This is a genomic window from Oceanicoccus sp. (assembly GCF_029238675.1).
Taxonomy (GTDB): domain Bacteria; phylum Pseudomonadota; class Gammaproteobacteria; order Pseudomonadales; family Dasaniaceae; genus Oceanicoccus.
The window spans coordinates 13,637-24,997 of the sequence record NZ_JAQWFR010000022.1 but is presented as its reverse complement, the minus strand read 5'-3'; the positions used below and the strand labels follow the sequence as shown (position 1 = coordinate 24,997).

The 11,361-nt window shown below is 47.9% G+C and carries 11 protein-coding genes; 3 read left to right on the top strand and 8 right to left on the bottom strand.

Annotated elements, in window-relative coordinates; translation table 11 throughout:
- Positions 1 to 20: 20 nt before the first annotated feature.
- Genes rlmH through P8H32_RS06905 form a run of 4 tightly spaced genes read right to left on the bottom strand, consistent with a single transcriptional unit; the run spans position 21 to position 2,817 of the window.
- Positions 21 to 488, bottom strand: coding sequence for a 23S rRNA (pseudouridine(1915)-N(3))-methyltransferase RlmH (gene rlmH / locus P8H32_RS06920; RefSeq protein WP_301088896.1), 468 nt, complete (start codon positions 486 to 488; stop codon positions 21 to 23).
- Between the two features lie 24 nt (positions 489 to 512).
- Positions 513 to 860, bottom strand: coding sequence for a ribosome silencing factor (gene rsfS / locus P8H32_RS06915; RefSeq protein WP_297291314.1), 348 nt, complete (start codon positions 858 to 860; stop codon positions 513 to 515).
- A 40-nt stretch (positions 861 to 900) separates the two neighbouring features.
- Entirely contained in the window at positions 901 to 1,554 is a 654-nt protein-coding gene (gene nadD, locus P8H32_RS06910) for a nicotinate-nucleotide adenylyltransferase (protein ID WP_297291315.1), read from the bottom strand.
- Positions 1,555 to 1,560: 6 nt separating this feature from the next.
- Positions 1,561 to 2,817: a glutamate-5-semialdehyde dehydrogenase gene (locus P8H32_RS06905; RefSeq protein WP_297291316.1), complete on the bottom strand. Its 1,257-nt coding sequence runs from the start codon at positions 2,815 to 2,817 to the stop codon at positions 1,561 to 1,563.
- A 119-nt stretch (positions 2,818 to 2,936) separates the two neighbouring features.
- On the opposite strand from P8H32_RS06905, the gene P8H32_RS06900 reads away from it, so the two are divergent.
- Positions 2,937 to 3,146: a cysteine-rich CWC family protein gene (locus tag P8H32_RS06900; RefSeq protein ID WP_297291317.1), complete on the top strand. Its 210-nt coding sequence runs from the start codon at positions 2,937 to 2,939 to the stop codon at positions 3,144 to 3,146.
- 11 nt (positions 3,147 to 3,157) lie between these two features.
- Positions 3,158 to 3,910: a sulfate transporter CysZ gene (gene cysZ / locus P8H32_RS06895; protein WP_301088893.1), complete on the top strand. Its 753-nt coding sequence runs from the start codon at positions 3,158 to 3,160 to the stop codon at positions 3,908 to 3,910.
- A gap of 145 nt (positions 3,911 to 4,055) precedes the next feature.
- On the opposite strand, the gene rhlB is transcribed toward cysZ, so the two are convergent.
- A complete protein-coding gene (gene rhlB, locus P8H32_RS06890; protein ID WP_301088891.1) occupies positions 4,056 to 5,453 on the bottom strand; it encodes an ATP-dependent RNA helicase RhlB in 1,398 nt (465 codons plus the stop codon).
- Positions 5,454 to 5,626: 173 nt separating this feature from the next.
- Between rhlB and P8H32_RS06885 the strand changes: the two genes are divergently transcribed.
- The gene (locus P8H32_RS06885; protein WP_301088890.1) at positions 5,627 to 8,944 is read left to right on the top strand and encodes an EAL domain-containing protein; all 3,318 of its coding nucleotides are present in this window, start codon (positions 5,627 to 5,629) and stop codon (positions 8,942 to 8,944) included.
- Positions 8,945 to 8,975: 31 nt separating this feature from the next.
- Here P8H32_RS06885 and P8H32_RS06880 read toward each other — a convergent pair whose 3' ends face one another.
- The 3 genes from P8H32_RS06880 to prmC form a co-directional block, all read right to left on the bottom strand.
- Positions 8,976 to 9,626 (bottom strand): DoxX family protein, encoded by a 651-nt coding sequence (locus P8H32_RS06880; RefSeq protein ID WP_367279173.1) that lies wholly within the window; start codon positions 9,624 to 9,626, stop codon positions 8,976 to 8,978.
- A 119-nt stretch (positions 9,627 to 9,745) separates the two neighbouring features.
- Positions 9,746 to 10,498 carry a molybdopterin-synthase adenylyltransferase MoeB gene (locus tag P8H32_RS06875; RefSeq protein ID WP_297291070.1) on the bottom strand — a complete coding sequence of 251 codons (753 nt, stop codon included), beginning with the start codon at positions 10,496 to 10,498 and terminating at the stop codon, positions 9,746 to 9,748.
- Positions 10,499 to 10,502: 4 nt separating this feature from the next.
- Complete coding sequence (gene prmC, locus P8H32_RS06870; RefSeq protein ID WP_297291069.1) at positions 10,503 to 11,357, bottom strand: peptide chain release factor N(5)-glutamine methyltransferase; 855 nt, start codon at positions 11,355 to 11,357, stop codon at positions 10,503 to 10,505.
- Between the last annotated feature and the right edge of the window lie 4 nt (positions 11,358 to 11,361).

Sequence of the window (11,361 nt, the reverse complement as noted above, 5' to 3'; positions counted from 1 at the left end):
AATAGTTGACCGTTCTATGTCTAGCGATGATAAGGATGACGACTATTGATCGTCCAGGCGCGATAAAGTTGCTCAGCCAGCACAATTCTTACTAACGGATGCGGTAAGGTTAAGGCCGACAGTGACCAACGCTGGCTGGCACGCTGCAAGCACTCCGCTGCCAGGCCATCGGGCCCACCGACTAACAGACTGATATTGTCGCCTTCCAGTTGCCAGTTTTGCAACTCGCCCGCCAGCTTTTCTGTGGGCCAGGGTTTGCCCAGTACATCCAGCGCAATCACCCGGTCGTACTGGCCAATAGCCGCCAGCATTTGCTGGCCTTCGCTATGAATGGCGCGTTGGATATCCGCCCCTTTGCCGCGTTTGCCCAGAGCTATTTCTTTAAATTCCAGTTTGAGTTCAGGGGGCAGGCGCCTGGTGTATTCATCTACACCCTGCTCTACCCATTTGGGCATCTTAGTGCCCACTGCGATGACTCGTATACGCATCTTATTATTATCTATTGATGCGCATTATTCGGCTTCGGCTTCTTCGGGCGGTGTTGACCAGAGGCGTTCAAGGTCATAAAAGTCCCGTGTTTCTGGCAGCATGATATGCACAACCACATCACCAAAGTCGACCAGTGCCCACTCTGCTGAATGGTCTACACCTTCAATACTCAGGGCTAACAGGCCACGTTTTTTCAGTTCAATGGCTACATTGTCAGCCAGTGATTTTACGTGGCGGCTGGAGGTACCGGTACAAATCACCATATAGTCGGTGATATCAGTCATGGGTTTTACATCCAGGGTGACGGCATCTCGGCCTTTTAAATCATCTAACGCTTCCAGGGCGATCTCTTTAATTTCATCAGCATTCATAAACTGTGTTGGTTTCCTCAGTTGAGTGACATCGGCCAGGCTAGGGTTGATAGCCGTAAAGCTGATGCGTTTGGATATAGTGTAGTACGGCCTCGGCCATTGTATTTTCAAGCTTAACACTTGCTGCTTGCTGGCGGCTTAGTGCAGCTCTGATTTCTGTGGCCGACACCGGGTAAGGTGTCAGGCTTTCAAACCGGATAGTACCCGCGGGCTGCTGGTGCAGTACCTCTGCGGAATCAGTGCGGTGTTGTGCTATCAACTCTGCTACGGGGCCGGTTTCTGGTAACACTTCGTTGGGGCGCTTCATCACGATTAGATGCGCCACGGTTAAAAAATCCTGCCAGCGATGCCAGCGGTCGAAGGCGGCGAAGGCGTCGGTGCCCATAACCCAGCTTAGTGAGACTTTGTCACCTAACTCGCTGCGCAGGGACTCTAAAGTATCAATACTGTATGAGAGGCTATCCCGGTGTAGCTCGCGGTCATCCACTTGCAAGCCAGTATTGGCTATGGCCAATTCCACCATCGCCAGACGCTGCCGGGAAGAACAACCTGGGGTCGCCCGGTGCGGTGGCAGATGACAAGGCACTAACCTCAACTCATCCAGCGCTAAACGCTGCTTTAATTCAATCGCCGATTGCACATGCCCCTGGTGAATAGGGTCAAAGGTACCGCCAAATAGTGCAATGCTCTTCATAGAGCCTTAAGTACGCACATGGCCATCGCCCAGTACCACATATTTCTGTGAGGTCAGGCCCTCTAGCCCGACAGGCCCACGGGCATGGATTTTATCGGTGGAGATACCAATCTCCGCACCCAGGCCATATTCAAAGCCATCGGCAAAACGGGTGGAGGCATTAATCATTACCGAGCTGGAATCCACTTCGCGAATAAAACGACGACCGCGGGTGTAGTTCTCTGAGACGATGGTATCGGTATGCTGGGAGCTGTATTGGTTGATATGCTCAATCGCCTGATCCAGACCCGGCACCACTTTAATAGACAGTACAGGCGCCAAATATTCGGTATTCCAGTCTTCTTCGGTAGCAGCAACCGCATCGGTAATAATGGCACGGGTTTGCTCGCAGCCGCGTAACTCAACACCGGCTTGCTGATAGCCTTCCGCCAGACGCGGCAATATAGAAGCAGCCACCGCTTCGGCAACTAACAGAGTTTCCATGGTGTTGCAGGTGCCATAACGGTGAGTCTTGGAATTCATGGCAATGGCATAGGCTTTATCAAGGTCAGCTTGATCGTCTATATAGACATGACAAATACCGTCCAGATGCTTAATCACGGTTACCGTGGCATCTTTGGAAATACGTTCAATCAAGCCCTTGCCGCCGCGAGGTACGACCACGTCGACAAATTCAGGCATGGTAATTAACTCACCCACCGCTGCACGGTCTGTGGTTTCAATCACCTGCACGGCTTCGGCAGGTAGTGAGACAGCTTTTAACCCCTGCTCAATACAGGCGGCAATGGCCTGGTTGGAATGGATAGCTTCAGAGCCACCACGCAAAATAGTCGCATTACCCGATTTCAGGCACAGGCTGGCCGCCTCGACAGTAACGTTAGGGCGGGACTCATAAATAATACCGATAACGCCCAAAGGTACGCGCATAGAGCCCACCTGAATACCGCTAGGACGATAGCTTAAATCAGTGATTTCACCGACGGGGTCGGTTAGGGAGGCAACCTGGTGCAGACCTTCAATCATGGTATCGATACGGGCATCGGTAAGCTCAAGACGATCCAACAATGCAGCATCAAGGCCATTGGCTACGCCATTGTCCATATCTTGCTTATTGGCCGCTATTAATGCCGCCCGGGAAGACTCAATCGCAGCAGCCGTTGCCAGCAGCGCCTGGTTTTTAACCCCAGTATCAGCTGCCGCCATTGCCCTGGAAGCCTGCCTGGCTTTACGCCCGACATCTGCCATATATTGCTTTACGTCCATCACTACCAAACCTGATTATTGATTAATGGCAGGCATTATACCTGAAGGGATGGCGGGCCATAACCCGTAATAGTAGCGGGGTATCGACAGGCACGGTAAAACCCCTACAATAGCGAGCTATGACCCTATCTGCACAACAAAGCTGCCCGATCTGTGGCGAAGCCAATGGCTGCGCTATCGCCAATAATGCCGAAGCCAGCAACTGCTGGTGTATGGAAGTCAACATACCTGAAGAGCTGATAGAACAAGCCAACCAGCGTGGCGATATGAAGCGCTGTATTTGCCAAGCCTGCGCCGAAAGCGTCAATTCACTTGCTAAAGAACTTTAAAAGGAATAGCCATGAAAGGTAACCCAGTTACTGGCTTTAATTATTTAATCGAGGGCTTTAAGTTAATTACCCAACCGGGATTAAGGCTATTTGTGTTAATACCGCTGGCGATTAATAGTGTGATTTTTTCGGTGCTAATTACTCTGACAATTGCGCAATTTAGTGGCTGGATTGAAGCGGCTATGGAATGGGTGCCGGATTGGTTGTCGTTTATTCGCTGGGTGCTTTGGCCCTTGGTGTTGATTCTGATTTTAACGGTGGTGATGTATACCTTTAGTGTGATCGCTAATATTCTTGCCTCACCTTTTAATGCTTTGCTGGCGGAGAAAACCGAGGAGTTTTTAACCGGTAAAGAGGTGCCCGGCTTTGAAACAATCGGGCAGGCGCTGTTATCGTTCCCTAAAAGTATTGGCCGTGAATTGGCCAAGCTTATTTATTATATTCCCCTGGCATTGCTAGTGTTGATTATTAGTTTTATTCCCTTGATTAATGCACTGGCGCCGATGCTTTGGTTTTTATTAGGCTCTTGGATGATGGTGATTCAGTATTGTGATTACCCGATGGATAATCATCAGGTGAGTTTTAGGGATATGAAACAGCGGATTAAGTTGATGCGACTGACATCAGCCGGCTTTGGTGCCAGTGTGATGGTGGGGACGATGATTCCGTTGGTGAATTTAATTATTATGCCGGCGGCGGTTTGCGGTGCGACTGCTTACTGGGCGAGGGAAATGAAAAAGGACACAGCTCCCGCGGCCCTATAGCCGTCATTCCCGCGAAGGCGGGGATCCGCTGTCATTCCCGCGAAGGCGGGGATCCAGACTGCATGGTTATGCTGTTATTTCCGCTAAGGCGGAAATTGACAGCACTGGATTCCCGCCTTCGCGGGAATGACGGAGGGGGGGGTAGTTAGCTGAGTAATTCTACTGGCGGTTGTTCACAAGGTAGTTTATTACCTAACATTTCTTCTAAGGGTGCCAGTAAAAAGGCATCGTCTTCACAGGCGAAGCTGATTGAAGTACCCGTAGCGCCTGCGCGGCCGGTGCGACCAATGCGGTGAACATAATCTTCCGGGTCTTCTGGTAAGGTGTAATTGACGACATGGCTGATACCATCGACATGTATACCACGCCCCGCTACATCAGTTGCCACCAGTACCTGAATACCACCTTCTTTAAAACGCGCCAGCGTTTGGGAGCGTTTATTTTGTGGGATTTCTCCCGATAAAATACCGCATTTTACGCCGTCTTTGCGCAAGCCTTCATAGAGCTTGCGAGTTTGATCACGGCGATTGGCAAATACAATGACGCTTTTCGCTTCCGGTAATTTAATAATATTTTTCAGCAACGCCAGTTTTTCATCGGCGGCGACGATATAGACTTTTTGGTCAACGGTATCGGTGGCGACACTTTCAGGTTCTATTTCTAATGAGAAAGGCTGATAGGTCCACTGCTCAGTTAAGCTTAATACTTCCGGAGTAAAGGTGGCACTAAACAACAGGGTTTGACGATGATCTTTGTTGGGCGTGCTACGCACGATGCGGCGCACTTGTGGAATAAAGCCCATATCCAACATCCGGTCGGCTTCATCGATAACCAAAATTTCTACCTGGTCTAAAAATAAATCGCGGCGACTTTGAAAATCCAGTAAACGCCCCGGGGTAGCTACCACAATATCAACCAGCTCACCTTTTAACTGATTGAGCTGTTTGTTGTAATCCATGCCGCCAATTAATGTGGCTACGTTAAGGCCAGCGTGCTTGGTTAAGTTTTTTGCGTCGTCGCCAATTTGCACCACTAATTCCCTGGTGGGTGCGATAACCAGCGCTCGAGGTTCACCGGCATAGCGTTCGTCAGTAATTGGATTGGAGAGCAGATCCTGGATAATGGTCACCAAAAACGCAGCAGTTTTACCGGTACCGGTTTGCGCCTTACCTATTGCATCCTGACCTTGTAAGGTTTGCGGCAGTACGCCCGCCTGAATGGGTGAGCAGTATTCAAAACCCAAGTCGGCAATACCATGCATCAGGCGATCATCAAGGTCCAAATCATGAAAACGGGTTTTGCCCTCCATCTCAGGAACGGGAAACTGATCAATCGTCCACTGGGGAGCCGCTGGTTTGGCCTTTCTCTTACGGTGGTTGCTACGGGCGGTTTTTTGCTGATTCCCGGATTTTTGATGCCCTGGTTTTGCAGATTTTCCCGACTTGTTGGACGCCGGTGATTTGCCCCCGGACTTACGTTCTGTCGAGGCTGAATCACCATGGGTGGCGGGGGTTTTCTTCTTGCCAAAAAGCTTGCCTATCAATGCTTTAATCTCTCATATTCAATGTGGGCCGCATTCTAACACCATTCTCCATAAGAAGATGCAATCAGGCCAAAATGCCCCCCAGGCGCACTATTTATCTGAATTGCCTGCCGCCCAGGAACTCAGGCCCCACCATTACAGGATAAAACGCAACTATCTGCTATCTTTAATGAATGGGTAATTGGCTAAGCCACTGCGTACACCGCATTTTCAAAACCAATAAGTTACGCATGTGGCTGGTAGCCCTTGGCCTGATATTGCACAGCCTGTTCGCTTCAAGCCAGGCTACGGTTGAAATCAACAACGACCCTAACACCTATCTTCTGTTACTGCCGCACACCAAAGTGTTAACGGATATTGATCGACAACTCTCCTTGAATGAAGTTGTTTCGCGGATTTCCAGTGATGACTTTGAAGCATTGGCGGAGGACGGAAAACGGTTCAACCGCACATCCGGCAGTTACTGGTTTAGCTTTTCATTAACAAACACCTCAGATGAAAGGCTTAACTTATGGTTAGAGTGTGATAATGCCCGGCTTAATAATATCGAGCTGTACACTGACAACAACAATATTTCCAGCAATCTTGAATACACCCTGATAGACCGCAGCGGAGACCAATATATCAACAGCAGCCGGGATAGGCAGCAAAGAATCAATTTACTTCAGTTTAATGTTGCAGCAAATGCAACACAAAACTTCTTACTCAAAGTTGATAATAATTCAAGCGTGCACTTTTCTGCCAGGCTGTACAGCGACCATAGCCAAACCATTTATTTGGGTGACCTTAATAGGCAGCTGGGCATTATTTACGGTATTTTACTGGCTCTGTTTATTTATACCCTGAATATTTATTTCACGCTAAAAGATCGCACCTTTCTATATTTTCTTGGGGTGCTGGTGGCGGTAACCCTACAGATCGCCTGCAATCAGGGCACTATTAAAGTGTTACTCCCGGGCACTAGTGAACTGGTCGACTTTTTAACAATCTTTGGCTCCTCTTTAAATATTATTGCCAGTGCCTTTTTTATTCATAATTTCCTGATGTTAAAGCAGCACAATCCTTCGCTGGATAAAATCTTACTCGCTACTGCCGTTCTCGCTTTAGCCGTAATCCCTATGTATTCATGGTCACAAGCAGCAGCCGAACACGCAACAATATTGGCTGGATATATTGCAACTATTATCATTATCCTGGCCTCCGCCATTCGCCTGCATAGCGGCTATACCCCTGCTGTATTCCCATTGGCAGGCAGCTTGTTTATTCTTTTGCCTGTGATGGCGGCTGCCGTTCTACCTGAAAGCTCTATGCCGACATTGACAGCCAGTAATCTATTGAACTTATGTGTCGTGTTTAAAATGATTGCCTGGGGCAGTGGCATGACATCGAGCATTGATAATATTAACAAGCAGCTCAGCATGGAAGTTGATAATAGAAAACGGCGCGAGCAACAATTAACCCAGGCACAAAGCATTGCTCATTATGGTGATTGGTCATGGAATACAGAAACTAACGAATTTCTTTTTTCAGAAAGTGCACAAAAAATTCTTCCGGAGTTACCTAAGAATTCTGGCAATAGTTTTGACCAGTTATTGCAACTGGCCTCACCGGAAGAACAAGAGCAGCTTAAGCTATCGTTTGGCTCGGGCAAAGCTCATGCTGAAGCGTTTCAATCTGAATTTAAATTGCAGCACCCCGACGGTAGCATCCGCTACTACTTAGCCGAAGCCGATTTCCATAGAAATCGACAGGGCGAAAAAACGCCTATGATAATCGGTACACTGCATGATATTACTGATAAAAGAATGGCTGACTTCGCCTATCAGGAAAATGAACGACGTTGGCGCGATTTGGCAGACTCGACCTTTGAAGCCATTTTAATTTTCCAGGATTGTATTATCATTGATGCCAACCAGGTCTGCACCCAATTATTAGGTGTCGCGCCGGCAGACCTGATTGGTAGTAGCGGCGAGTCTTTTATGGCAAAGAATGACCTGCCTGATTTGTTAAAGCATATCTCTAATGCTGATAATAACGCGATTGAATTTTCTATACCCAGAAAGGATGGCACTGCCATAACGGTAGAAATTCGCAGCAAAAATGGTTCATTCAGCCAGCAAGCCGCACAGATTGTTGCAATCAGGGACATATCAGAAAGAAAAGAATATGAACATAAACTGCGCCAACTGGGTTACTACGACAGCCTGACCGGACTGGCAAACCGCACGCTATTCCAGCAGCGTTTGCAACATGCTATTGGCAAATCCAAACGCACCAATGAAAAACATGCATTGCTGTTTATTGACCTTGACCAGTTTAAGAATATTAATGATTCACTGGGGCATGATATCGGTGACCAGTTACTGATTGAGGTGGGTAAGCGATTAAAACTGCGAACCAGAAAAATGGATACTGTTGCCCGGCTGGGTGGTGATGAATTTGCAATTTTAGTAGAAGATATTCCAGCCCCCTACTCTGCAGCTAAAGTGGCCGACGAGTTGTTAAAGGTGATGTCGGAACATATTACTGTTGATGACTATAAGCTGCTGGTTACCCCCAGCATTGGCATTGCTCTTTATCCCAGTGACGGCGACAGCAGCGGTGAATTACTGCGTAAAGCCGATACCGCCATGTACCACGCAAAAAGCAAAGGGCGCAATAACTATCAGTTTTATACTGAACAATTGAATGAAAAGATTGTTCGCCGTATGGACCTGGAATCTGAACTACGGGCAGCAATTGAAAGAAACGAGCTATTTCTTAATTACCAACCCAAGGTCAATTTACAAACTGGTAAAATTGTAGGCGCGGAAGCTTTGCTACGCTGGAATTCTGAAAAATACGGTATGGTATCCCCCGCCGAGTTTGTTCCTATTGCGGAAGAAACCGGTATTATCTGGCAGATTGGCGAGTTTGTTTTAGAGCAGGCCTGTAAGCAAGCAGGTAAGTGGATAGCTGCATATCCTTCCTTTGAAAGTATTGCGGTTAATATTTCTGGCATTCAGTTTAACCATAGCGATTTGGTAGATACCATTTCTGCAGTACTGGATAGCGGCAAAATACCACCACAAAACCTTGAGCTGGAAATCACTGAAGGGGCCATTATTGATAATGCCGAAGAGGCGATTAATACCATGCAGCGATTAAAGTCGCTGGGGGTTAAATTATCGCTGGATGATTTTGGCACGGGTTATTCTTCCTTGAGTTATTTAAAACGCTTCCCGGTAGATAGTCTGAAAATAGACCAATCTTTTGTCGCTGAAATTGTGTCTGATAAGACCGATTTAAAAATTGCCGGTAATATTGTAAAACTGGCCCACGATTTATCGCTGAATGTAGTGGCAGAAGGTGTTGAAACGGAAGAACAGCTTACTATGATAAAAGCATTAGGTTGTGACGAGTTGCAGGGTTATATTTTCAGTAAGCCCCTAAGCGGGGCTGACTTTAATAGTCTGTTCCTGGAACAGAAGCGATTGTATGGTCACCATTAACCGTCATTCTCGCGCAGGCGGGAATCCACGTTTACTGGGTTCCCGCCTGCGCGGGAATGACGGAGGGTTTAAAGCGGCGGCTCAGCCAATAGTCGATACTGGTATATCGACCACCACCGGTAAATAGCAAAGCAAACAACATAACAAAATAAGTGGCGGCAAACTCGATACCACTATTTAAAATCACCACCGAGCCACTACTGGTTAGCCAATCGTAATTACCATGTTCACGCAAAATGGATTTGGCGGCGGCCAACTTATCCGCGGACTCCATCACTCTCTCATTGGCAAACGGTGCGCCAGCATCAGCAATAGCCTGCCAGCCAAATTCCCAGTGGGCAGTAAAGGCAGCCACCAGCATGGTGACCATTAGCGGTATAGATATCCAGCGAACAGCAAAACCACCGGCCAGAAAAATAGCGCCCAGTATTTCAGTCCAGCCCGCCATAAACGCCATTAAAGTTGGCAGCGGCAGCCCCAGACCCCACTCGGGATTACCAAACCAGGCCACGGTATTTTCAAAAGGCATTAGCGTGGTTAAATCAATCTTGTGGGTTCCTGCCATCCACAAAACTGGAATAAGGTATAAGCGTAGTAATAAAGGGGCAAAGCCCTCAAGCAGGTTAAGCCGACCAAACACCTGTTGGTGCAACCCGTTATAGGTGGTAATTAATGACATCATAATGACACTCCGATCCATTCCAAAAAGTGTTAGCTAATGATTATTAGCTAAGATTTATACATAAGGCTGATTGCGGACTAGGACAAATACTATGGTTCAAAGTTGCAAACAGCAGGTGCTTATTTGCTGGCACCACAAACGGGGCATTCAGGGTTTTGGGGGACTTTAAGCTTACGCCACTCCATAACTTTGGCGTCAAACACTTGCAATTGACCGGTTAGTGAATCGCCAAAACCACTGAGCAATTTAACCGCCTCCAGTGCCTGCATGGAACCAATCACTCCCACTAGTGGAGCCAACACACCACTTTCTGAACAGCTAAGATTTTCATCGCCGCTGCTATCGTCGTATAAACAGCGGTAGCAGGGGCTATGTTCCTGACGGCTATCAAACACGATGACCTGTCCTTCACTGCGAATGGCGGCGCCGGAAACCAGCGGTGTTTTGTTAGCGACACAAGCACGGTTGATTTCAAACCGAGTGGTAAAGTTATCACTGGCATCAACCACCAGATCAACACTGGCTACAGCATCTTGCAAAAATTGCCCTGTCAGTTTTTCACTAATGCAGGAGGTTCTGGCTTCAGGGTTGATTGCTGCAATCGCCTCACTGGTGGATATGACTTTGGGGCGATCAATATCGGCCATGGTATGGGCTATTTGTCGTTGCAGATTACTGATTTCTACAATATCAAAATCAGCCAACCATAATTCACCCACTCCGGCCGCGGCCAGATATAAGGCAACGGGGCAGCCAAGGCCACCCAAACCAACAATCAGGACTTTGGCGTCGAGTAAACGCTGCTGGCCCTGGATATCAAAATCTTCCAGCATAATCTGGCGGCTATAGCGCAGTAGCTGATCGTCATTCATGAGCTTATGCTCCACCCTTTTTGACGGTATAGCAAGCTCCGGTGACGCGGTCGACACCAGCCAGGTCTTGTTCAGTAAAGACCTGGTCAAAACCTGCTTTAATCAATAAGGCCTGTACTGAGGCAGCCTGGTCATAACCATGTTCAAACAACAGCCAGGCTTTATCGTTAAGATAGGCTGACGCCTGTTGAATAATGGTTTCGATATCGGCCAGGCCTTTGTTATCCGCCACCAACGCTGAGCGCGGCTCAAAACGCACATCGCCCTGCTGTAAATGTTGGTCATCGGGATCAATATAGGGAGGATTACTAACTATCAAATCAAACTGTTGGCCGTTAACCGCAGCAAACCAATCTGACTGAAATACCTCGACATTACTTAAGCCGTATTTTTTGCGATTACTTTCCGCCAACGCAACAGCACCCTCTTCTACATCACAGGCTTTCACCTCACAATCACTACGTTCAGACGCTAACGAAAGTGCTATAGCTCCGGTGCCGGTACCTAGATCGAGAATTTTAGCCGAGGGTTTGTCCGATATTTTAGCCAGTGCTAATTCAACCAGCAATTCAGTTTCCGGGCGGGGTATTAAGGTAGAGGGGTTAACCTGTAAATCCAACGACCAAAAGCCGCGCTCGCCAATCAGATAAGCGACTGGCTCTCCGGCTATACGTCGTTGTACCAAGGCTTGAAATTGTTGCTCGGTTTGTTCTGGTACTTCTGCTTCGGGCCACGCCCGTAGGTAGCTGCTCTGTTTTTGCAAACAATGGCAGAGTAGTATTTCTATATCTAACGCTGGGCTATCACTAGTAGCCAGTAATTGCTGGCGCTGTGATAGCAACTCCGCCACGGTTGCCATGGTG

Coding starts and splice junctions, on each gene's coding strand:
- rlmH (WP_301088896.1), bottom strand. CDS start 488: ATGCGTATACGAGTCATCGCAGTGGGCACTAAGATGCCCAAATGGGTA.
- rsfS (WP_297291314.1), bottom strand. CDS start 860: ATGAATGCTGATGAAATTAAAGAGATCGCCCTGGAAGCGTTAGATGAT.
- nadD (WP_297291315.1), bottom strand. CDS start 1,554: ATGAAGAGCATTGCACTATTTGGCGGTACCTTTGACCCTATTCACCAG.
- P8H32_RS06905 (WP_297291316.1), bottom strand. CDS start 2,817: ATGGACGTAAAGCAATATATGGCAGATGTCGGGCGTAAAGCCAGGCAG.
- P8H32_RS06900 (WP_297291317.1), top strand. CDS start 2,937: ATGACCCTATCTGCACAACAAAGCTGCCCGATCTGTGGCGAAGCCAAT.
- cysZ (WP_301088893.1), top strand. CDS start 3,158: ATGAAAGGTAACCCAGTTACTGGCTTTAATTATTTAATCGAGGGCTTT.
- P8H32_RS06885 (WP_301088890.1), top strand. CDS start 5,627: ATGGGTAATTGGCTAAGCCACTGCGTACACCGCATTTTCAAAACCAAT.
- P8H32_RS06880 (WP_367279173.1), bottom strand. CDS start 9,626: ATGATGTCATTAATTACCACCTATAACGGGTTGCACCAACAGGTGTTT.
- P8H32_RS06875 (WP_297291070.1), bottom strand. CDS start 10,498: ATGAATGACGATCAGCTACTGCGCTATAGCCGCCAGATTATGCTGGAA.
- prmC (WP_297291069.1), bottom strand. CDS start 11,357: ATGGCAACCGTGGCGGAGTTGCTATCACAGCGCCAGCAATTACTGGCT.